Raw genomic sequence first — 19,003 nt, 5'->3', positions numbered from 1 at the left:
GCAGAGGCTATGTTAGTAAGTGGATGCAATGTCAGGCCATTCGACTGCAGAATCCGGCCACGCGCGCACTGCCATGCCACCGCCTTAACCGCCAACCGCGTATCGTCTGCGCTCTTTCGTGAAGCAGGTGATGCATGCGCTGGATTGTGTTGTTGGCCGCACTGGCGATGCCGGTAGTGTCTTGGTTTTCGCAGTCCGGCATGTTCGGCCCGACCAATGGCGCGGTCTCAGACCGCTATCCCACCCTGCTGGTCGCCGCCGGCTACGCGTTCGCGATCTGGGGCCTGATCTTCCTCTGGGATGTCGCCTTCGGGTTGTGGCAGCTACGTCGGCGCAAGCCGGACCTGGTCGGGGTCCGCGGCTGGGCCGCCACTGGTTTCGTGCTCACGGCGGCGTGGATGCCGGTGTTTTCGAACCAGTGGTTCCTGCCGGCGCTGGCGATCATCTGGGCCGCACTGCTCTGCCTGCTGGTAGCCGCCGTGCGCGCTGCGCCGGCCAACGCCACTGGCGGGCAGCGGGCGTGGGCGGCGTATCCGCTGGCACTGCATGCCGGTTGGTTGTCGATGGCCGCGTTCCTCAATACCGCCCAGGTGATCGTGGCCTACCAGTGGCTGCCGAGCACGGACATGTTCGGCTGGAGCGTGGTGCTGCTCGCCCTGGCCACGCTGCTGGTGTGGTCGGTGAACCAGCGCCTGCGCGGCCACTTCGCCTATCCGGCGGCGGTGGTGTGGGCACTGGTCGGTGTATATGTGAAGCAATCCAGCTGGCGCCTGCCGGGCGCGGACAGCATCGCGGTGCTGGCCATCGCCGTGGCCGCGCTGCTGGTCCTGCAGACCCTGTTGCTGCGCGCGCGGGCCTGGCGCCAACCGTTGCCGGCCATTGCGGCCGCGCATCGCCATCGCCGCTGAGCGCGGCGTTTCACCCTGTCTTTGTTTCCCCCCAGGAGATCCCCCATGAACATCCTGATGGTTTTGACCTCGCACGATCAGCTGGGCGACACCGGTCGCCGTACCGGTTTCTGGCTGGAGGAATTCACCAGCCCCTATTACGTGTTCAAGGACGCGGGTGCGCAGATCACCCTGGTGTCGCCCAAGGGCGGGCAACCGCCGCTGGACCCGAAAAGTGACGAACCCGATGCACAGACCGCCTCCACCGCGCGCTTTGCCGGTGACAAGGACGCGCAGCAGGCGCTGGCGCATACCGGCAAGCTTGCCGACGTGCGCGCCACCGATTTCGACGCGGTGTTCTATCCCGGTGGCCACGGCCCGCTGTGGGACCTGGCCGAAGACCGTGATTCGATCGCATTGATCGAGGCCTTCATCGCCGCCGACAAGCCGACCGGGCTGGTCTGCCATGCCCCGGGCGTGCTGCGCCATGTGCGCGGCGCCGATGGCGAACCGCTGGTCAAGGGTCGCGCGGTCACCGGTTTCAGTGACAGCGAAGAGGACGCGGTGCAGTTGACCAAGATCGTGCCGTTCCTGGTCGAGCGCGAGCTCATCCGCCTGGGTGGCCACTACAGCAAGGCGGCCGACTGGCAACCCTATGCGGTCAGTGCCGGGCGGCTGGTGACCGGGCAGAACCCGGCCAGCTCCGAGGCGGTGGCCAAGGCACTGCTTGGCCAGCTGGCATGAGTGCGCCCGCGAAGGCAATGATGCGCGCCGCGGTACACGCACGTTTCGGCGATCCCGCCGCCGTGCTGCGCGGCGGTGACGTAGCGCAGCCACAACCGCGGCCGGGCGAGGTGCGGATCCGCACGGTGCTCGCGCCCATCCACAATCACGATCTGTGGACGGTGCGCGGCCAGTACGGCTACAAGCCCACGCTGCCGGCGGTGGGCGGCAGCGAAGGCACCGGCGTGATCGATGCGCTGGGCGAGGGCGTGCAGGGGCTGCAGCTGGGCCAGCGGGTCAGCGCGGCCTCGGTGCACGGCACCTGGGCGGAGTTCTTCATCGCCCCGGCGCAGATGGTGATTCCGATGCCCGACGCCATTGATGACAACACGGCGGCGCAACTGATCGCGATGCCGCTCAGTGCGCTGATGCTGCTGGAGTTCCTGCAGGTGCGTGCGGGCCAGTGGATCCTGCAGAACGCCGCCAACGGCGCGGTCGGCAAGGCCCTGGCGATGCTGGCCAAGGCGCGCGGCGTGCACTGCGTGAATCTGGTGCGGCGCGACGCCGGGGTGGCCGAGATGGCCGCGCTGGGCATCGAGCACACCGTCTCCACCGCACAGTCGGACTGGATGGCACAGGTGCAGGCGCAGGTCGGCGATCAGCCGATTGCCGCCGCGGTGGATTCGGTTGGCGGCCGCGCCAGCAATGAGCTGATGACCCTGCTCGGCGATGGCGGCACGCTGGTGTCGTTCGGTTCGATGACTGGTGAACCGATGCAGCTCAGTTCCGGCGATGTCATCTTCAAGCAGGCCACGGTCAAGGGCTTCTGGGGCAGCAAGGTGAGCCAGGCGATGGCGCCGGAAGACAAGCGCCGGCTGGTCGGCGAGCTGTTGCAGTTGGCCGCGCGCGGCGGGCTGAGCCTGCCGGTGGACGCGGTGTTCGGCTTCGATCAGGTGGCCGAGGCGGTGGCCGCCAGCGCCGTGCCGGGGCGCAACGGCAAAGTGTTGCTGCGGCCATGATCCGCATCACTGCCGCCGGCGAGCGCCCCTCGGTAGCCGGTTCCCCGGACTACTTCACCGGCCGCGTGCGCATCGATGCACCGTTCCAGACCGATGCGCCGGCACGGCTCGGCGGTGCCACGGTCAGCTTCGAGCCGGGCGCACGCACCGTCTGGCATACCCATCCGCTGGGCCAGACCCTGATCGTCACCGCCGGCATCGGCCACGTGCAGGAATGGGGCAAGCCGGCGCAGGAGATCCGGCCGGGCGATATCGTGTGGATTCCGCCGGACGTGAAACACTGGCATGGCGCACGCGCGGACGTGGCGATGACCCACATCGCCATCGCCGAAGCGCTGGACGGCTCGCCGGTGACCTGGCTGGAGCCGGTGAGCGAAGCGCAGTATCGCGGGTGATAAAATGCGCACTCCGAACCGCTGTGAGTACGAGTACGCCATGAACGACACCGCCGCCTTCTATCCCATCGGTACCCCCGGCCAGGCCTGGGGCGCCAGCGAGAAGGCGCAGTGGCGGGCGCGCCAGCTGCCGCAGCGGCGTTACGCCGACGATGTGCTGCCGGTGCTGGAACGCCTGCGCGCCGATTTCGATGTCGCCCAGTACGGCACGCTCGACTATGCGCCGGATACCTATCCGCTGTTCGCCGTGCGCAGCCGCGACTGGAACCCGGCGCTGCCCACCATGCTGGTGACCGGTGGCGTGCACGGCTATGAAACCAGTGGCGTGGAAGGTGCGCTGCAGTTCCTGGCCACGCGTGCCGGGGATTACGCCGGCCGTGCCAACGTGCTGGTGGCCCCGTGCGTGAGCCCGTGGGGCTACGAGCGGATCCAGCGCTGGAATGCCGATGCGATCGACCCCAACCGTTCGTTCGTGGACCACAGCCCGGCCGCCGAATCGGCCGCCTTGATGGCGCTGGTGGCCCCGCTGCGTGGCACGTTCGCGATGCATATCGACCTGCACGAAACCACCGATACCGACGAAAGCGAATTCCGCCCGGCCCTGGCCGCGCGCGATGGCAAGCCGTTCGAGCCCGGCCTGATTCCCGATGGCTTCTACCTGGTGGACGACAGCGAAAACCCGCAGCCGGCGTTCCAGCAGGCCGTCAATGCGGCGGTGGAGCAGGTGACCCACATCGCGCCTGCCGATGACAAGAATGAAATCATCGGCTCGCCGGTGGTGGCACCGGGGGTGATCGAATACCCGCTGAAGAAGCTCGGCCTGTGCGCCAGCATCACCGGCGCCACGTTCACCACCACCACCGAGGTCTACCCGGACAGCCCGCGCGCCACCCCGCAGCAGTGCAACGATGCGCAGGTGGCGGCGATCTGCGCGGCGATCGATTACGCGCTGGCGCATCGCTAAGCGCGCGCCACGCTACGCGAACTGATCCAGCAGCCACAACGCGGCCGGTCCGAGCGGTGTGCCCTTGAGCCACACCGCATCGGTGGACACCAGCCGCGGCCAGCCGGGCAGGGCCAGTTCCACCAGCCGGCCACGGCCATACCGCGCGACCAGCTCGCGCGGTAATTCGGCCCAGCCGAACCCGTCTTCGGCCATCTCCAACACCATCAGGTAATCGGAGGCCGACCAGGTGCGGCCGCGCGCCTTGCCCTGGCCGAGCGCGTCACCGCTCAGGCAGAGCTGGCGGTGGCTGGCCAGATGCGCCTCGTCCAGCCCTGCGTGTTGCGCCAACGGGTGCTGGCGGGCAACGAACACCGCCATTTCGGCGCGCAGCGGCAAAGCGCGCACGACCAGCTCGGAAGGGTAGTGCGCCTGGTGCGGCAGCAGGCCCAGGTGCGCGCGGCCGCGTTGGACCACATCGAGCACGTCGCTGCCCTCGGCATCAAGCCATTCCAGTTCGATGTCCGGGAAGCGCTGCTCGAAGCGCTGCAGCAGGTGGTGGTCCGGGTTGAGCTGGTAGATATCGGAGAACACCAGGCTCAGGCGTGGCTCGACGTTGTCGGCCAGGCGGATGCTGAGTTGTTCCAGCCGCTCGGCGGACGCCAGGATCTCCTGCACATGGCCGAGCACCTTGCGGCCGTCCTCGGTCAACACCGGGTAGCGGCCGCTGCGGTCGAACAGGGTCAGGCCGAGGTCGGCCTCCAGCGTGGCGATGGCGGTGCTGATGGTGGACTGGGTTTTCTTCAGCCGGCGCGCCGCGGCGGAGAACGAGCCCAGTGCGGCGGCTTCGACGAAGGCATGCAGGGATTCGGGACCGTAGCGCATCGATGTATCGCCTATTTCGATGGTATCCATCTTTGGTGTGATGGAAAAAACGATGATAATGGGGGCATCGCTGCGGTGTCGAGGGTTTGCCCGGTGCTTCGCACCGCGTACCGACCAGCGGTCGGTACCCACCGCAGGCCTATATGCGCCGCTGCGCTTGAACCAGGAGTTTTCCATGCACACACCGGTGCAACCCCTTCCCCGTGCCCGTGGCGGCCTGATCGCCTGGGCCTGCCTGACCGTGGCGATCGTCGCCGAGGTGGTCGGCACCTCGTTCATGGCCGATGCCGCCCGCCACGGCGGCTACATGGGCTATGCGGTGATGGCCGCCGCGCTGGCAGTGTCCTACTACTTCCTGGCGCTGTCGGTGCGCGGCATCGCCGTGGGCGTGGCGTATGCGGTGTGGGAAGGGCTGGGCCTGACGTTGCTGACCCTGGTGGGCTTGCTGGTGTTCAAGGAAACGCTGTCCACCCAGCAGCTTATCGGCCTGGCATTGGCGGCGGCAGGCATTGTCTGCGTCACCCTGGGCGAGGCGCATCCGGCATGAACATGACCGCCTTTGCTTTCGTGACCTGTTCGGCGCTGATCGATATCGCCGCCAACATGATGGTGGCCAAGTCCGACGGCTTCCGTAAGCCGGGCTGGGGCGTCACGGCGATCGTGCTGGTGTGGGGTGCTTTCGCCCTGCTGGGCCAGGCGGTGAAGTACATGGACCTGGCCACCGCCTATGCCCTGTGGGGCGCCATCGGCGTGATCGGCACCGCGCTCTGCGGCCGGGTGCTGTTCGGCAACCGGCTGCGCCCGATCGGCTGGGTCGGCATCGCGCTGGTGACCGGTGCGGTGATGGTGCTGTCCAGCCACTGATCCGGAGGCAGGCGCTCCTTCAGCCGAACAACCGGTTCAACGCCGAACCGGAGGCGGCATCGGCGAAGCCATCAAAGCGCCCGTGTTCGGCCAACTGCTGCGAGGCGCGCATCATTCCGCCCCACGCGCTGCGGGCCATCGCACCGCCGACGCTGACCCGGCGCACGCCCATCGCGGCGATGTCGGCCAGGGTGAACGGCAGCGCGCTGCCGACCAGCAGGTTCACCGGTTTCGGGGCGACCGCAGCCACCACCGCCTCGATCTGTTCGCGGCTGGTGATGCCCGGCGCATACAGGCAGTCCGCACCGGCATCGGCGTAGGCGCGCAGACGGGCGATGGCATCGTCCAGATCCGGGCGGCCGACGAAGAAATTCTCGGCGCGGCCCACCAGCAGCACGTCGGCGCCGCTGCGGTCGATCGCGGTGCGTGCCGCACGCAGGCGGGTCACCGCCTCATCGCGTGATCGCAGCGGCTGCGACGGATCGTTGCTGGCATCTTCAATGGAGATTGCCGCTACGCCGGTGGCGATGGCTTGGGTGACGGCGTGTTCAATCTCGGCGGGGGTACTGCCGAAGCCGTCACCGAAATCGGCGTTCACTGGTAGCGGGGTTGCCGCCGCAAGATCGTGCAGATGGGCAAGGGTGGCGTCCAGCGACAACTGGCCATCGGCCATGCCCTGGCTCCAAGCCACGCCGGAGCTGGTGCTGGCCAGCGCCGCAAAGCCCAAGCTGTGCAGATAACGGGCGCTGCCCACATCCCACGGATTGGGCAACACGAAGCAGCCCTGTGTGTGCAGGGCGCGGAAGGCGGCGCGGCGCGGTTGGGGATCAAATCGCAGGGCGGACATCGCAGGGCTCCCGTCGGTAGGCTCCGATGGTAAGCCCTGCGTCGCCCATGGGCTTAGAACGCCAGCGTGCCCTGCAGGTACAGCGTGCGCGGCTGGCCGACGAACTTGCCGCCGTTGTTGTCGGTGGAGCGCGTGTAGTAGCGGCGGTCGAGCAGGTTCTTGACCCCGATCGCCAGCTTCAGGTCATGCAGCTCGGGGCCGAAGTCATAGCCGGCGCGCACCGCCACGGTGGCGTAGCCCGGGATGTCACCGAGGCGGCCAGTGGCATCCTCGGTGGTCACGTAGCTGGCGCCCGGGCTGGGCGTGCCCGGTGAGCGTTGCCCGGACTGGGCGAAGACATCGGCGTTGAAGGTCCAGCGCTCAATCGCATAGCGCGCACCGAAGGAACCCACCTGGCGCGAATACAACGGCAGGTCGCGGCCGGCGAAGACACCCGCGCGGGCGGTGGCCTCGGTCCAGGTGTAGGTCATCGACAGCTGCAGGCCGGCCAGTGCCTCGCTGAGCTGGCCCATCTCGTAACGCAGCGCCGATTCGACGCCGCGGTGGCGGGTGGCGCCCAGGTCGGTCCACATGCCTTCGCCGACGATCGAGCGCGCCAGCTGCAGTTCCTTGTCGAAGTCGACGTTGAATACGGTGAACTCGCCACTCAGCGCCGAGCTGTTGAAGTGGGTGCCCAGCTCGTAGGTGGTGGCCGATTCCGGGTGCAGGCCTTCGGTGGTGGAGGCCAGCTGGCTGTACTGCTGCGGGCCGAACGACTTGCCGCCGTTGGCGAACAGCGACCAGGTGTCATTCACGCGATACAGCACCGACAGCGTGGGCAGCGTCTCACGCGAGGTGATCTGTGGCCGCAGCGTGCTGGTGACGGTGCCGTTGGTGGCCAGGTTGGTGATGGCGTTGAAGGTGCGGATGTCTTCCACGCGCACGCCCGGGGTGAAGGTCCACTTGCCGATGTCGATGCGGTCGTCGATGTAGAACGCATTGGCGGTCGTGCCGCCGCCGCTGGTCTGGTACGGCAGCAGGGGCAGGTCGAAACCGGCCACGGCCGCGCCGGGGCGGTAGTAGCCGGTGCGCGAGGCCACTTCACTGCTGGCTTCCTTCAGGTAGCGGTAGCCCACGCTGACTTCCTGCACCACCGTGCCGGTGCTGAACAACCGCGAGTAACGCGGTTCCACGCCCAGGTAGTGATAGCCGCGCGGGGCGGCGGTGAGCCGGCGCTGGCCATTGCTGGCGCCGCTGCCGTCCTGCTCGATGTAGCTGCCACGGAAGGAGTCCACGTAGTAGCCCAGTACCTCGAGGTTGTTGCGCCCGTCGGTCCAGGTGTACTTCAGCGACCCATCGCTGCGGCGGCCGTTGAACACATCGTAGGGGCGGGTGGACTGGAACGGGTCGGCGGCGTATTCGGCGGTGGTCAGGCCGCCGGGCATGCGTCCGCTGCCCTCGAAGTGGTGCAGCGACAGCGCCAGGTCACCGGCGTTGCCCAGCGAATAGGCGGCCTTGAGCAGTACGTCGTCGATGTCGGTCTTGTCGTTGCTCGCGCGCCAGCCTTCGCCGTGGGTGCCCGAGTACAGCAGGGCCAGGCCCAGGCCGCCGTCGGTGGTGCCGCCGAGGAACAGACTGGGCACGGTCTTGACGTTGCCGCCGCGCCCGTACATTTCCGAGCTGAAACCCAAAGTACCGGCGAAGTCGCGCGGAATCGCCCGGGTCACGAAGTTGATGATGCCGCCGACGTTCTGCGGCCCGTAGCGCACCGAGCCGGCGCCGCGCACCACGTCCACCGACTCCAGGTTGCCCAGTGCCACCGGGGCCAGCGACAACTGCGGCTGGCCGTACGGGGCGTAGGACATCGGCACGCCGTCCATCAGCACGTACGAGCGCGGCGACAGCCGCGAGGTCAACCCGCGCACGCCGACATTGAGCGAGACATCGCTGCCGCCGGTGCCGTTGCTTTCCTGCACCTGCACACCGGGGATCTGGCGCAGCACATCACGCACACTGGTCGAACCGCTTTCGGCGATGCGCTGGGATTCCACAATGCTGCGCGCGCCGGGATGGTCCAGCAGCTTGGCTTCGGTGGGGTTGTCCAGCCAGTTGCCGGTGACCTTGACCGTATCCAGCTCGGTCGCGGCCGGGGTGGCGCTCTGGGCCAGGACGGTGGCGGGCAGGCTGGCCAGTGCGACCAACAGGGCGGCGGCGAGCCGGGAGGCACGCGGAGAAGGAGCTACGCAGTTCATGGGCACGACGGATCCGGACAGGGCGGGGGCAGGGCCGGGGCGCACGGCAAAGGCGCGCAGGGGCCGCTGGGGAAAAGCCGGCGGATCCTACCGTAAATGGGAATCAGCCGCATTGTCAGGGCTGTTCAGCTATCCAGGCGGCCGCCGCGGTACGGCCGTTGCGCGTGCTGCCGTGTGGGTGGGTCGGGGTGTTAAACCGCCGTGGCAATCGGCGCGTGCATGTTCACGCCCGGCAACGCCCGGTCGGGTCCAGGCTTGCGCAGGCCCCGGATGGTCCGGGGCCCTGCCTGGAGATTCCTTCGATGACCCGCATTGCATTCCATTCGGTACTGCTGTCGCTGGCACTGACCACGGCAGCCTTCGCCGGCACCGCGCCCAAGGCGGCCCCGATGTCGCCGCTGCCTGCGTTCAATGAACTGGACAAGGACAAGGACGGCATCGTCACCCTGCACGAAGTGGACGTGTACCCCGATGCGGTGGCGGCGCGGCTGCGCAAGTGCGATGCCGACAAGGATCAGAAGATCAGCCGCGACGAATACGCCAAGTGCGAGCATGCCGCGCACGCGGCGGGCGCGAAGTAACGCCCGCCGGTGAACGCCGGGGGCTCAGGCGCGCACCCAGCGTGAGGCCAGCGCCACCAGCACCAGTGCGGCGGCTACCAGGCAGAAGGCGATGACCAGGCTGCTGGCATGCGCCACGAAGCCGATCAGCGCCGGGCCGGCCAGCACGCCGGCATAGCCCAGCGTGGTGATGGCCGGAATGGCCAGGCTTTCCGGCATTGCCTTCTGGTTACCGGCCATCGAGAACAGCGCCGGCACGATATTGGCGCAGCCGACCCCGATCAGTGCATAGCCGGGCAGGGCCATGCCCAGGCCGGGGGAGAACGTGGCGATGGCAAAACCGAGCGCGGCGACCAGGCCGCCGAGCACGATCGCGCGATGGCGGCCAAGCCGTGCCACCACGCCGTCACCGACCAGCCGGGTCACGGTCATGGCAACGGCGAAGGCCAGATACCCCAGGCCCGCACGCGAGGGATCCACCTGCTGCACGTCGTGCAGGAACACCGCACTCCAGTCCAGCACCGAACCTTCGGCGAGGAAGGCGACGAAGCACAGCACGCCGATGGCCAGCACGATGCCGTGCGGCATGGCGAACATCGGCGCATCGGAGGGGGCCTTGTCGTCGCGCCAGTACGGCAGCGACAGCGCCAGCAGCGCGGCCATCACCGCTGATACCAACAGGCACACCAGCCAGGGCGGCAGGTGCAGGGTGAGCAGGCCGGTCATCGCCGCGGCGCCGACCGCACCGCCGATGCTGTAGAACGCGTGGAAGCCGGACATCATCGGCCGGCCGCTGTCGCGCTCGACCATGATCGCCTGCAGGTTCATCACGCAGTCGCACGCGCCGACGCCGGCCCCGAACACGAACAGGGCCGCGCCCAGCGTCCACGGCGACGGCGCAAGGGCGAGCAGCGGCAGGCTGGCGATCACCATCAGCAAGGTCAGCACCATCACCGCGCGACAGCCGTGGCGCGCGGCGAGCATGCCGGCGAGCGGCATCGCCAGCAGCGATCCGGCGCCCAGGCACAGCAGCACCAGCCCCAACGTGCCCTCATCGAGCGCGGTGCGGGCCTTGGCGAACGGCACCAGGGGCGCCCATGCAGCGGTGGCGAAACCGGGCAGGAAGAACGCGGCGCGGGTGGCGTTCTGTTCGGTACGCGCACGCAGCGTGGCAGGCATTGCCCGCGGCGACATCGGGGCAGGGGTCATGCGTGGGCCGCGCGCAGGATTTCAACACCGCGCCGACCGAACGCCTCAACCTGCGCCTGCGGTGCATCGGCTTCGAGCACCAACAGGTCGATCTGCTCGACCGCGCCGATGCGATGTGCCGCCTGTGCGCCGAGCTTGTCGCTGGTGACCACCACGATGCAGCGGCTGCTGGCCGCGAGCAGCGCACGCTTGAGTGCGGCCTCCTCTCCATCCACCGCCCAGATACCGGCTTCGGCATCGACTGCGCAGGTACCGATGAAGCCCACATCCACCCGCAGCGCGGCAATCGCCTCCAGGGCCTGCGCGCCCAGCGTGGCGCCGACCCGCGGGTCCACCCGGCCGCCGATCAGGGTGACTTCGATGCCCGTACGCACGATCAGTGCCAGTGCGATATCCGGCCCATTGGTCACCACGCGAATGCCCTGATGCTGGGCCAGGCAGGCGGCGATCGCGCTGTTGGTCGAACCGGCGTCGAGCAGCACCATCTCGCCGGGCAGCACCTGGGCGGCGGCAACCCGGGCCAGGGCTAGCTTGCGATCGCGCTGCTGTTCATGGCGCGCGGCCAACGGCGGGAAGTTCGGCGTGGCCGGCAACGCGCCGCCATACACCTTGCGGCACAGGCCCTGGTTGGCCAGTTCGCGCAGGTCGCGGCGGATCGAGTCCTCGGACACCTGCATCTGCGTGGCCAGCTGCGCGGAGAACACGCGGCCCTGTTCGCGCAGCAGGCGCAGGATGGTCTGTTGGCGTTCGCCGGGCAGGGCGTCCTGGGCGGTCATGGCAGGTCTCGCAAGGGAGTGGGTTGATCGCGCCGCCGCCGGTGGCGTGCATGAAGCTGCACGAATGGCGGGTGTTGCGCGTACATCAGGCCCGAATCATAGCAAACCATGCATTGAATAATGCATTAACGTGCGCAAAGACGCATGTTCGGGCGCCTGGTCGTGCGCACGTCAGCCGTCGCGCTGCAACACCGGCGCCACCAGCGCCGCCAGCCAGTCCATGAAGGCGGCCACCCGCCTTGGCAGGTGGCGGCGCTGCGCATAGAGCAGGGTGATCGGCATCGGCTCGGCCGGAAGTGCCGTCAGGATTTCGACCAGCGCGCCGCTGGCCAAGGCCTGCTGGGCACCCAGCCGCGGCACCTGGATGATGCCCAGCCCGGCCAGCGCTGCCGCGGTATAGCCCTCACCGCTGTTGACCGTGACCGCACCGCCCATCGGCCGGCTGCGGTAGCGCTGGCCATCGAAATACTCAAAGCCCGGCGAGCGCTGGCCCAGCGTGCCGACGTAATGCACCAGCGCATGCTGGTCCAGGTCCTGCAACTGCCGTGGGGTGCCGCGCGCGGCCAGGTAGGCCGGGCTGGCGCAGTTCACGATATGCATCACCCCGAGCGGGCGCGCGACCAGGCTGCTGTCATCCAGCGTGCCCACCCGCACCACGCAGTCGAAACCCTCGCGGACCAGGTCGACGCGGCGGTCGGTGCCGCTCAGTTCGATCTCCAGCCCGGGGTGGCGGGCCAGGAACCCGGGCAGGTGCGGAATCACCAGCTGCCGTGCGAGCCCGCTGGACATGTCCACCCGCAGGCGGCCCTTGAGCTGGCCGGTGTCGCGGCGGAACATGCCCTGCAGCTCTTCCATGTCGTCGAGCAGGTCACGCGCGCGCTGCTGGAACTGCGCCCCGTCGGCACTGAGCTGGACCCGGCGCGTGGTCCGGTGCAGCAGCTGCACGCCGACCTCGGCCTCCAGCCGCTGCACCGCCAGTGAGACGCTGGCCTTGGGCAGGCCAAGGCTGTCAGCCGCACCGGTGAACGAGCCCAGTTCGGCGACCCGCAGGAAGCTGCGCAGCTGATCGAGGCGATCCATCGATTGGTCACTCTGTATGGACAGTCAAATCAGGATCGCGCGGTTTATGTGGTTCTGCAATATCAATAGTCTGGCCACTACCCCAACGCAGGAGATGGACATGAGCAAGTCGAACCGTGTGGTTCTGGTGACCGGTGGCAGCCGCGGCCTGGGCCGCAATGCCGCACTGGCGCTGGCTGCCGATGGCGCCGATGTGATCTTCACCTACCGCAGCCAGGCCGACGCCGCGCAGGCGGTGGTCGCGCAGATCCAGGCGCTCGGCCAGCGGGCGGCGGCACTGCCGCTGGACATGGCCGACAGCCGCGGGTTCGCCGCGTTTGCCACGGCGGTGCGCGCGCAGTTGCAGGACTGGGGCGTGGACGGCCTGCAGGGCCTGTTCAACAACGCCGGCGAAGGCCTGTATGCGCCGATTGCCGACACCACCGAAGCGCAGTTCGATCTGGCGGTGGCGGTGCACCTGAAGGGGCCGTTCTTCCTCACCCAGGCGTTGCTGTCGCTGATCGCCGATGGTGGCCGTATTCTCAACGTGTCCAGCGGGCTGTCGCGCTTCGCCCTGCCGGGCAGTGCGGCGTACGCGATGATGAAGGGCGGCATCGAGGTGTTCAGCCGCTACCTGGCCAAGGAGCTGGGCGCGCGCGGAATCAGTGCCAACACGCTGGCGCCGGGCGCGATTGAAACCGACTTCGGCGGTGGCCGCGTGCGTGACAACGCGCAGATCAATGCGATGGTCGCGGGCAACACGGCGTTGGGCCGGGCCGGCAAGCCCGATGACATCGGCCCGGTGGTGGTGGCGCTGCTGTCGCCGCACACCCAGTGGGTCAATGCGCAGCGGGTGGAAGCGTCGGGCGGCATGTTCGTCTGAGGCAACGTGCCGCGCCTCGGCCTGCCGCAGGCGCGGTCTGCAACATGCGAACGGTTAGCATTCGCGCGGGGCGGGCTATCATGACGGCCCCGTTCACTGCCAAGGCGACGCCGTTTTGAAATCCCTTCCCCCGATCAGTCCGATGGGCCGCGTGTTCGCCGCCGTGGCCTTCATCGAAGCACTGACCTGGGCCGGCCTGCTGGTCGGCATGTTCCTCAAGTACGTCACCGAAACCACCACGATGGGGGTGACGATCTTCGGTCGCCTGCACGGCTTTGCGTTCATCGCCTACGGCGTGGTGACGGTGCTGGCCGCCGTGCGCCTGCGCTGGCCGTGGTGGGCTGCACTGCTGGCCATCGCCGCTGCGGTGCCGCCGCTGGTGACGCTGCCGCTGGAGATGTGGTTCCGTCGGCGTGGGTTGCTTGCCGACCGCGCCGATCGCGCGCTGGCCAGCGCCACGTCGGGCAACTGAGGCGGACCTACGCGGTTGCCGCCGCCAGCGCCGCGCTGATCTGGCGCGGCGACTGGTAACCGGCCAGCCGCGCCACTTCGTGACCGTCACGGACCACGCTCAGGGTGGGCGTCTGGCGCAAGCCCAGACTGCGGAAGAACACCTCGCCGATGGTTTCCAGCTTGACCTTGAGCAGCACCACGCCTTCGGCCTGGGCCGCGTCGGCGAAGCTGGCCAGCGACATGTCCAGCATCCGGCAAGCGGGGCAGTCGTCCTTGTGGAAGTCCACCAGCACGGTGGCGTGGGTGCGCAGGGCAGCGTGGTAGTCGTCAGGCGTAGTGGCGTGCAGGGTCAGCATCGGGCAGGGTCTCGATCTGGGTGAGCAGCTGGTCGGTCCAGTGCTGGATGGTGCGGCGGTCGTCGCTGCCATGCGGCATCTGCTCGATCTCCAGCACGGGATGGGGGGAATGGAAGAAACGCGCCAGCCGGTGTGCCGCGCCACAGTAATACTCCAGCCCCCACTGGGTTTCGCCGGTGCCGAACACCGCAACCCGTGGCGGTTCCGGCAGGCCGATACGATCACGCAGCAGGGCCACGAAGTCCTTCATGTCGCCGGGGGTACGCCCGGCGTTGTCGCTCCAGGAGCCGAGCAGGTACAGCGCGGCCGGTTGCAGGTGCTGCAGGTGGGCCGCGCACTCCACCTCGATCCAATCCACCGTATGGCCGCGCCGCGTGCAGTGTGCGGCGATCTGCCGCGCCACTTCACGGGTGTTGCCACTGAGCGAGGCGACGGCGATCAGGATCTGCATGCGGGTTGGCCTTACAGGTCGTCGAAACCGTTGTCCGAATTGGTCTTCTTGTAGCTGGCGTTGCGCATCTCGAAGAAGTCGGTCTTGGTTTCGGTGAAGTTGTCGGCGTAGGCCTTGATCCATGGCATCACATTGACGTTGGTGTCGCTGTAGAGCTTCTCGATGCCGAGCATGCCGGCCATCTTGTTGGCGCGGTACTTCACGTAGCGGATCATTTCATCAACGTCGATGCCGTCGATGCCATCGAGCACTTCGCCGGTCCAGCGCGTCTCCAGCGCAATGGCGTGCTCGAAGGCGTCATGCACGTAGGCGGTGAGCTGGTCGCCCTGCAGCTGCTGGTTCTCGCCGACGATGGCGCGGATCAGTTCGCTGATGAACTTGGTATGGGCCAGTTCGTCGCGGTTGATGAAGCTGATGATCTTGCCGGTGCCGGTCATGCGGTTCTGCCGGACCAGGTTGTAGAAGAACGCAAAGCCGGAATAGAAATTGATGCCCTCCAGGATCGAGGACTGGATCAGCGAACGGATCAGCGTCTCGGCGGTCTTCTCGCGCATGAAGTCGTCGTAGGACTGCATGATCGGCTGGTTGCGCGCCAGGATGGTGGGGTGGGTGCGGGCGATCTCGAACACGCGGTTCTGGTCGGCCAGCCCGGCGATGGAGGCCAGCACGTAGCTGTAGCTTTCGTTGTGGATCACCTCCTGCTGGCCGATGATCGCCGCGTTGGCATGCGCGGCGGGGTCGGTGATGTATTCGGCGACGTTGTAGATGTAGCGCGTCTGCGGCGAATCCAGCGTGGCCAGCAGGCCGATGATCGAGTCGTAGGCGTTCTTCTCGCGCGCGTTGAGCTCGCCGTACTGGCGGGCGTCGCCCTTCATGTCGACCTCATCGGGGATCCAGAAGTTGGTCGACAGCTCCTTGTACGCCCGATAGAACGAGGGGTAGGGGATGTCGTTCCAGTTCAGGATGCCGCTGGTGCGGCCGTTGATGATGCCGGTGGAGCGGTTGGGGTGGCGCGGTTCGAGGATTTTGATGCGTTCGAGCGGGGTTGCCATGGGGGTGTCCTTGTTGCGGCCGTCAGCTGCCGCACCATTCGCATTCGGTGATGTCGATGTCGTTGGAGCGCACGTAGTAGGTGGTTTTCAGGCCTTCGCGCCAGGCGCTCATGTGCAGCGCGAGCAGGGTGCTGGCGCGGATGGTGCTGGGCACGTACAGGTTGAAGCTGATCGACTGGTCGACGTGGCGTTGGCGGCGCGCGTTCTGGCGGATGCTGGCGAACTGGTCCAGTCGGTAGGCGCCCTTTTCGTAATACGGGTAGGTCTCCAGCGACAGCCCGGGCGCGGCAACCGGGCGGCGGAAGTCCTTCTTTTCCTCGTAGTAGAACGCGGCGTAGACCGGGTCGATCGAGGCACTGGAGCCGGCGATCTGCGCGGTGCTCATGTTCGGTGCCACCGCCAGCAGCCAGCCGTTGCGCAGGCCGTGCACGCCGACCTGGGCGGCCAGTTCCTGCCAGGCCGGGCTGTCGTAGCCGCGCGCACGGAAGTACTCGCCGGTGTGCCAGTCGCTGCCGAGGAAGGCGCTGTAGCGGCCCTTCTCTTCGGCCAGGCGCATGCTGGCCTGGATGGCCAGGTAGTTGATGCGCTCGTACAGGGTGTCGGCGTAGTCCTCGGCCTGGGTCGCGTCCCAGTGGATCTGCTGCTGCGCCAGCAGGTGGTGCCAGCCAAACGTGCCCAGCCCGATCGCGCGGTACTTGCGGTTGGTGATGGTGGCCTGCGGCACCGGCAGCTGGTTGAGATCGATGACGTTGTCGAGCATGCGCACCTGGATCGGCACCAGCCGTTCCAGCACGTCGGCGGACAACAGGTCCGGCGCGGCGGTGACCGCGCGGCCGAGGTTGATCGAAGACAGGTTGCACACCACGAAGTCGCCGGCCTGGCGGGTGGTGACGATCTGGTCGCCGCTGATCATTTCCTGGATCAGGCGGGTGGGGCTCATGTTCTGCAGGATTTCGGTGCACAGGTTGCTGGAGTACACGGTGCCGGCATGCTTGTTGGGGTTCTTCCGGTTCACTTCATCGCGGTAGAACATGAAGGGGTTGCCGGTTTCCAGCTGGCTGACCATGATCCGCTTGAACAGGTCGATGGCCTTGATCGTGCGGCGGCTGATCCGCTCATCGGCCACCACCTCGGCATAGCGGTCACGGAAGCTGCCCTGGCCGCGCTGCTCGTCATGGAAATCCTGCAGGTACCAGCCCTTGATCCGCTTCACTTCGTAGGGATCGAACAGATACCAGTCGCCGCGCCGTTCCACCGCTTCCATGAACAGGTCGGGCAGGCACACCGAGGTGAACACGTCGTGCGCGCGCAGGCGCTGGTCGCCATTGTTCAGGCGCAGGTCGAGGAAGTTTTCGATGTCGCGGTGCCAGATGTCCAGGTACACCGCGATGGCGCCCTTGCGCTGGCCGAGCTGGTCCACGCTCACGGCGGTGTTGTTGAGCTGCTTGATCCACGGCACCACGCCGCCAGAGGAGTTGGCCACGCCACGGATGGCGGCGCCGGCCGAGCGCACGTAGCCCAGGTAGGCGCCCACGCCGCCGCCGTGCTTGGACACGCGCGCCACATCGGTATTGGAGTCGTAGATGCCCTGCAGGCTGTCGTCCACGGTATCGATGAAACATGAGGACAGCTGGCCGCCGACCTTGCCGGCGTTGGCCAGGGTCGGGGTGGCCACGGTCATGTACAGGTGGGACAGCGCCCAGTACGCCTCGCGGACCAGGCGCATGCGCCGGGCGCGGGTGCGGTCGCCACTTTCATGCTCGTGCTGCATCAGGTACAGCGCGATGGTGAGCCAGCGCTCCTGCGGCAATTCATAGACCGCGCGCGATTGGTCGGTGGCCAAGTAGCGCGTGGCCAGCAGGTACAGGCCGTTGTAGGCGAACAGCGTGTCGCGTTCGGGCTCGATCATGCTGCCGGCTTCCTCCAGTTCTTCCTTGGAATAGGCCTTGAGGATGTCGATCGAATACACGTTGCGGTCGGCCAGGCTTTCCTGCAGCCCCACGTAGGAGCCGTATTTGAGGCTGGCGTCGTAGAAGCGGTTCTTGCTGGCGCGCTTGTACAGCCGGCGCAGGTACAGGCGTGCGGCGAACTGCTCCCAGTCCGGTGCGACCAGATCGATGCGCGACTCGGCTTCGCGGATCAGCAGGTCGACCAGCTCGTCGGCACTGAGCTGTTCGCGCCGATGGATCAGCGCCAGTGCACTGCGCTGGTAGTCGGCCAGGTCCAGCTGCGGGAATTCGGCATGCACGGCCTGGATCGAGCGCAGTAGCCGGGCCTGGTCGAACGGCATGCGTCGGTTGCCGCCCTCCTTGCTGACCCACGGGCCGTCGGTGCTGGCGCCGGCATTCGGTTCCAGGGCGGAGGGGGTGTCGTTGACGGCGGTGTCTTCGTTGCTCATCGGGAGTCCATGCAGGGCGCGGGTGTCGTGACGCGATGCGGGCATCGCGGCGGCCGGGTGGGCGTCATGGAGGCGGGCGCCTGCGGTGGCAGGGCGTGGTGGTCGCTGCGGAGCGGGGACCACGGGCTGGCTTCCAGGGGCCGTTCGGGTGGTCGCGCGGTGCAGCCGGAAGGGCATGCAGGGGCGCGACGAGGAACCGGGCCTGGCGGAAGCGGGGAGCCGATGAACACAACATAGTGTGGGTCTGCCTCATCGTCAACATCATATGTTGGGTTGAGGCGGTGCCGAGCGTGACCAAACGCCGCACGCGTGAGGGCGCGGCGCGCGTGCGCCGGGCCGGGCGAAAAGGCGCTTACTTCCAGTGCGGTGGCTTGAGCAGCAGGTGGTGCTGGTGCATCAGCTCGGCATGCAGCCGGGCGTAATCCGGATCGGTGAATTCACGCGCCATCGGCGAGGTCGCGGTCTGTTGCGCGGCGCGGGCGCGGGCCTGATCCATATCCGCGCTGCGCAGGGCGAGGTCGGCCATGACGATCACCTTGCCGGGCTGCACTTCGACATAGCCGCCGGAGACATAGATGTGCAGCGGCGGTTCCTTGGCCAGCGGGTAGATCGAGAGCATGCCTTCGCGCAGCGTGGCCAGCAGCGGGGTATGCCCGAGCATGACCCCGAACCGGCCCTCACTCCCGGGCAGGCCGATTTCGCGCACGTCGCCATTCCACAGCTCGGCCGACAGGCTGATCACCTGCAGGGGGAAACCTGGGGCATCAGCGATGGCGAGGGCGCTGGCGGCGGGGGGCGCCGAGGGCATGACGGGGTCCCGAAAAGGGGAGGGACTCCAGCTTAGTCGGGGCGATGTATGGCAGGCGTTGAGGCGCGCACGCCATCCGCATGCCAACACGCCATGCAGATGAACGCTGGCGGGCGCCGCACGGAAAATGCAAATGCGAGGTGTTATCATTTGCGGTGATAGCCACGTCGATCCTCGAGTCGTCGAAGCCGATCAATCGCCGCA

Annotated in this window: 21 protein-coding genes; 10 read left to right on the top strand and 11 right to left on the bottom strand. The window is 67.6% G+C overall.

The genetic code is table 11. The annotated features are described in order from the left end of the window. The first annotated feature begins 134 nt into the window (after positions 1-134). From AC3IPM_RS10635 to AC3IPM_RS10615, 5 genes are read left to right on the top strand one after another with little or no spacing between them, the layout of a single operon-like run. Entirely contained in the window at positions 135-908 is a 774-nt protein-coding gene (locus AC3IPM_RS10635; protein WP_489299818.1) for a hypothetical protein, read from the top strand. A gap of 45 nt (positions 909-953) precedes the next feature. Continuing rightward, positions 954-1,631, top strand: a complete 678-nt coding sequence (locus AC3IPM_RS10630; protein WP_489299817.1) for a type 1 glutamine amidotransferase domain-containing protein — start codon at positions 954-956, stop codon at positions 1,629-1,631. Positions 1,632-1,651: 20 nt separating this feature from the next. After that, positions 1,652-2,629, top strand: a complete 978-nt coding sequence (locus AC3IPM_RS10625; RefSeq protein WP_489304100.1) for a zinc-binding dehydrogenase — start codon at positions 1,652-1,654, stop codon at positions 2,627-2,629. Continuing rightward, entirely contained in the window at positions 2,626-3,024 is a 399-nt protein-coding gene (locus AC3IPM_RS10620) for a (R)-mandelonitrile lyase (protein WP_489299816.1), read from the top strand. Before AC3IPM_RS10625 ends, AC3IPM_RS10620 begins: the two co-directional genes overlap by 4 nt. Before the next feature lie 40 nt (positions 3,025-3,064). Then, the gene (locus AC3IPM_RS10615; RefSeq protein ID WP_489299815.1) at positions 3,065-3,988 is read left to right on the top strand and encodes a M14 family metallopeptidase; all 924 of its coding nucleotides are present in this window, start codon (positions 3,065-3,067) and stop codon (positions 3,986-3,988) included. 12 nt (positions 3,989-4,000) lie between these two features. Here AC3IPM_RS10615 and AC3IPM_RS10610 read toward each other — a convergent pair whose 3' ends face one another. After that, positions 4,001-4,852 (bottom strand): LysR family transcriptional regulator, encoded by an 852-nt coding sequence (locus AC3IPM_RS10610; RefSeq protein ID WP_489299814.1) that lies wholly within the window; start codon positions 4,850-4,852, stop codon positions 4,001-4,003. A 175-nt stretch (positions 4,853-5,027) separates the two neighbouring features. On the opposite strand from AC3IPM_RS10610, the gene AC3IPM_RS10605 reads away from it, so the two are divergent. After that, positions 5,028-5,399 carry an SMR family transporter gene (locus tag AC3IPM_RS10605; RefSeq protein WP_489299813.1) on the top strand — a complete coding sequence of 124 codons (372 nt, stop codon included), beginning with the start codon at positions 5,028-5,030 and terminating at the stop codon, positions 5,397-5,399. Then, positions 5,396-5,716: an SMR family transporter gene (locus AC3IPM_RS10600; RefSeq protein ID WP_489299812.1), complete on the top strand. Its 321-nt coding sequence runs from the start codon at positions 5,396-5,398 to the stop codon at positions 5,714-5,716. The genes AC3IPM_RS10605 and AC3IPM_RS10600 overlap by 4 nt, the downstream gene beginning before the upstream one ends. A gap of 19 nt (positions 5,717-5,735) precedes the next feature. Here the strand turns inward: AC3IPM_RS10600 and AC3IPM_RS10595 are convergent, their stop codons facing one another. After that, entirely contained in the window at positions 5,736-6,563 is an 828-nt protein-coding gene (locus AC3IPM_RS10595) for an isocitrate lyase/PEP mutase family protein (RefSeq protein WP_489299811.1), read from the bottom strand. A 53-nt stretch (positions 6,564-6,616) separates the two neighbouring features. Further along, positions 6,617-8,794, bottom strand: coding sequence for a TonB-dependent receptor family protein (locus AC3IPM_RS10590; protein WP_489299810.1), 2,178 nt, complete (start codon positions 8,792-8,794; stop codon positions 6,617-6,619). 302 nt (positions 8,795-9,096) lie between these two features. Here AC3IPM_RS10590 and AC3IPM_RS10585 point away from each other — a divergent pair, with 302 nt between their 5' ends. Then, the gene (locus AC3IPM_RS10585; protein ID WP_489299809.1) at positions 9,097-9,375 is read left to right on the top strand and encodes an EF-hand domain-containing protein; all 279 of its coding nucleotides are present in this window, start codon (positions 9,097-9,099) and stop codon (positions 9,373-9,375) included. 24 nt (positions 9,376-9,399) lie between these two features. Here the strand turns inward: AC3IPM_RS10585 and AC3IPM_RS10580 are convergent, their stop codons facing one another. The 3 genes from AC3IPM_RS10580 to AC3IPM_RS10570 form a co-directional block, all read right to left on the bottom strand. Beyond that, on the bottom strand, positions 9,400-10,563 hold the full coding sequence (locus AC3IPM_RS10580; RefSeq protein ID WP_489299808.1) for an MFS transporter: 1,164 nt from the start codon (positions 10,561-10,563) through the stop codon (positions 9,400-9,402). After that, positions 10,560-11,339 (bottom strand): DeoR/GlpR family DNA-binding transcription regulator, encoded by a 780-nt coding sequence (locus AC3IPM_RS10575; RefSeq protein WP_489299807.1) that lies wholly within the window; start codon positions 11,337-11,339, stop codon positions 10,560-10,562. Before AC3IPM_RS10575 ends, AC3IPM_RS10580 begins: the two co-directional genes overlap by 4 nt. Positions 11,340-11,510: 171 nt before the next feature. Next, positions 11,511-12,419 (bottom strand): LysR family transcriptional regulator, encoded by a 909-nt coding sequence (locus AC3IPM_RS10570; protein ID WP_489299806.1) that lies wholly within the window; start codon positions 12,417-12,419, stop codon positions 11,511-11,513. Between the two features lie 100 nt (positions 12,420-12,519). Between AC3IPM_RS10570 and AC3IPM_RS10565 the strand changes: the two genes are divergently transcribed. Together AC3IPM_RS10565 and AC3IPM_RS10560 are read left to right on the top strand one after the other, a co-directional pair. Then, positions 12,520-13,281 (top strand): SDR family NAD(P)-dependent oxidoreductase, encoded by a 762-nt coding sequence (locus AC3IPM_RS10565; RefSeq protein ID WP_489299805.1) that lies wholly within the window; start codon positions 12,520-12,522, stop codon positions 13,279-13,281. Positions 13,282-13,423: 142 nt separating this feature from the next. After that, the gene (locus AC3IPM_RS10560) at positions 13,424-13,753 is read left to right on the top strand and encodes a DUF3817 domain-containing protein (protein WP_489304098.1); all 330 of its coding nucleotides are present in this window, start codon (positions 13,424-13,426) and stop codon (positions 13,751-13,753) included. 7 nt (positions 13,754-13,760) lie between these two features. On the opposite strand, the gene AC3IPM_RS10555 is transcribed toward AC3IPM_RS10560, so the two are convergent. From AC3IPM_RS10555 to atpC, 5 genes are all read right to left on the bottom strand, one after another. Then, positions 13,761-14,090, bottom strand: coding sequence for a thioredoxin family protein (locus AC3IPM_RS10555; protein ID WP_489299804.1), 330 nt, complete (start codon positions 14,088-14,090; stop codon positions 13,761-13,763). Continuing rightward, positions 14,062-14,541, bottom strand: a complete 480-nt coding sequence (locus AC3IPM_RS10550; protein ID WP_489299803.1) for a flavodoxin — start codon at positions 14,539-14,541, stop codon at positions 14,062-14,064. The genes AC3IPM_RS10555 and AC3IPM_RS10550 overlap by 29 nt, the downstream gene beginning before the upstream one ends. A gap of 11 nt (positions 14,542-14,552) precedes the next feature. Then, the gene (locus AC3IPM_RS10545) at positions 14,553-15,593 is read right to left on the bottom strand and encodes a ribonucleotide-diphosphate reductase subunit beta (RefSeq protein ID WP_489299802.1); all 1,041 of its coding nucleotides are present in this window, start codon (positions 15,591-15,593) and stop codon (positions 14,553-14,555) included. Between the two features lie 22 nt (positions 15,594-15,615). Continuing rightward, complete coding sequence (locus AC3IPM_RS10540; protein ID WP_489299801.1) at positions 15,616-17,991, bottom strand: ribonucleoside-diphosphate reductase subunit alpha; 2,376 nt, start codon at positions 17,989-17,991, stop codon at positions 15,616-15,618. Between the two features lie 352 nt (positions 17,992-18,343). Further along, entirely contained in the window at positions 18,344-18,799 is a 456-nt protein-coding gene (gene atpC, locus AC3IPM_RS10535; protein WP_489299800.1) for an ATP synthase F1 subunit epsilon, read from the bottom strand. Between the last annotated feature and the right edge of the window lie 204 nt (positions 18,800-19,003).

The organism is Stenotrophomonas sp. GL_111, assembly GCF_057835245.1.
Note: the sequence above shows the minus strand (reverse complement) of the source record. Positions and strands in the feature narration are given on the sequence as shown.

Bases quoted from the DNA above. Each gene is read 5' to 3' on its own strand.
- AC3IPM_RS10620 (WP_489299816.1), top strand. From the start codon at position 2,626: ATGATCCGCATCACTGCCGCCGGCGAGCGCCCCTCGGTAGCCGGTTCC.
- AC3IPM_RS10600 (WP_489299812.1), top strand. From the start codon at position 5,396: ATGAACATGACCGCCTTTGCTTTCGTGACCTGTTCGGCGCTGATCGAT.
- AC3IPM_RS10635 (WP_489299818.1), top strand. From the start codon at position 135: ATGCGCTGGATTGTGTTGTTGGCCGCACTGGCGATGCCGGTAGTGTCT.
- AC3IPM_RS10565 (WP_489299805.1), top strand. From the start codon at position 12,520: ATGAGCAAGTCGAACCGTGTGGTTCTGGTGACCGGTGGCAGCCGCGGC.
- AC3IPM_RS10545 (WP_489299802.1), bottom strand. From the start codon at position 15,593: ATGGCAACCCCGCTCGAACGCATCAAAATCCTCGAACCGCGCCACCCC.
- AC3IPM_RS10580 (WP_489299808.1), bottom strand. From the start codon at position 10,563: ATGACCCCTGCCCCGATGTCGCCGCGGGCAATGCCTGCCACGCTGCGT.
- AC3IPM_RS10605 (WP_489299813.1), top strand. From the start codon at position 5,028: ATGCACACACCGGTGCAACCCCTTCCCCGTGCCCGTGGCGGCCTGATC.
- AC3IPM_RS10590 (WP_489299810.1), bottom strand. From the start codon at position 8,794: ATGAACTGCGTAGCTCCTTCTCCGCGTGCCTCCCGGCTCGCCGCCGCC.
- atpC (WP_489299800.1), bottom strand. From the start codon at position 18,799: ATGCCCTCGGCGCCCCCCGCCGCCAGCGCCCTCGCCATCGCTGATGCC.
- AC3IPM_RS10625 (WP_489304100.1), top strand. From the start codon at position 1,652: ATGCGCGCCGCGGTACACGCACGTTTCGGCGATCCCGCCGCCGTGCTG.
- AC3IPM_RS10585 (WP_489299809.1), top strand. From the start codon at position 9,097: ATGACCCGCATTGCATTCCATTCGGTACTGCTGTCGCTGGCACTGACC.
- AC3IPM_RS10560 (WP_489304098.1), top strand. From the start codon at position 13,424: ATGGGCCGCGTGTTCGCCGCCGTGGCCTTCATCGAAGCACTGACCTGG.
- AC3IPM_RS10575 (WP_489299807.1), bottom strand. From the start codon at position 11,339: ATGACCGCCCAGGACGCCCTGCCCGGCGAACGCCAACAGACCATCCTG.
- AC3IPM_RS10540 (WP_489299801.1), bottom strand. From the start codon at position 17,991: ATGAGCAACGAAGACACCGCCGTCAACGACACCCCCTCCGCCCTGGAA.
- AC3IPM_RS10630 (WP_489299817.1), top strand. From the start codon at position 954: ATGAACATCCTGATGGTTTTGACCTCGCACGATCAGCTGGGCGACACC.
- AC3IPM_RS10550 (WP_489299803.1), bottom strand. From the start codon at position 14,541: ATGCAGATCCTGATCGCCGTCGCCTCGCTCAGTGGCAACACCCGTGAA.
- AC3IPM_RS10555 (WP_489299804.1), bottom strand. From the start codon at position 14,090: ATGCTGACCCTGCACGCCACTACGCCTGACGACTACCACGCTGCCCTG.
- AC3IPM_RS10610 (WP_489299814.1), bottom strand. From the start codon at position 4,852: ATGCGCTACGGTCCCGAATCCCTGCATGCCTTCGTCGAAGCCGCCGCA.
- AC3IPM_RS10595 (WP_489299811.1), bottom strand. From the start codon at position 6,563: ATGTCCGCCCTGCGATTTGATCCCCAACCGCGCCGCGCCGCCTTCCGC.
- AC3IPM_RS10570 (WP_489299806.1), bottom strand. From the start codon at position 12,419: ATGGATCGCCTCGATCAGCTGCGCAGCTTCCTGCGGGTCGCCGAACTG.
- AC3IPM_RS10615 (WP_489299815.1), top strand. From the start codon at position 3,065: ATGAACGACACCGCCGCCTTCTATCCCATCGGTACCCCCGGCCAGGCC.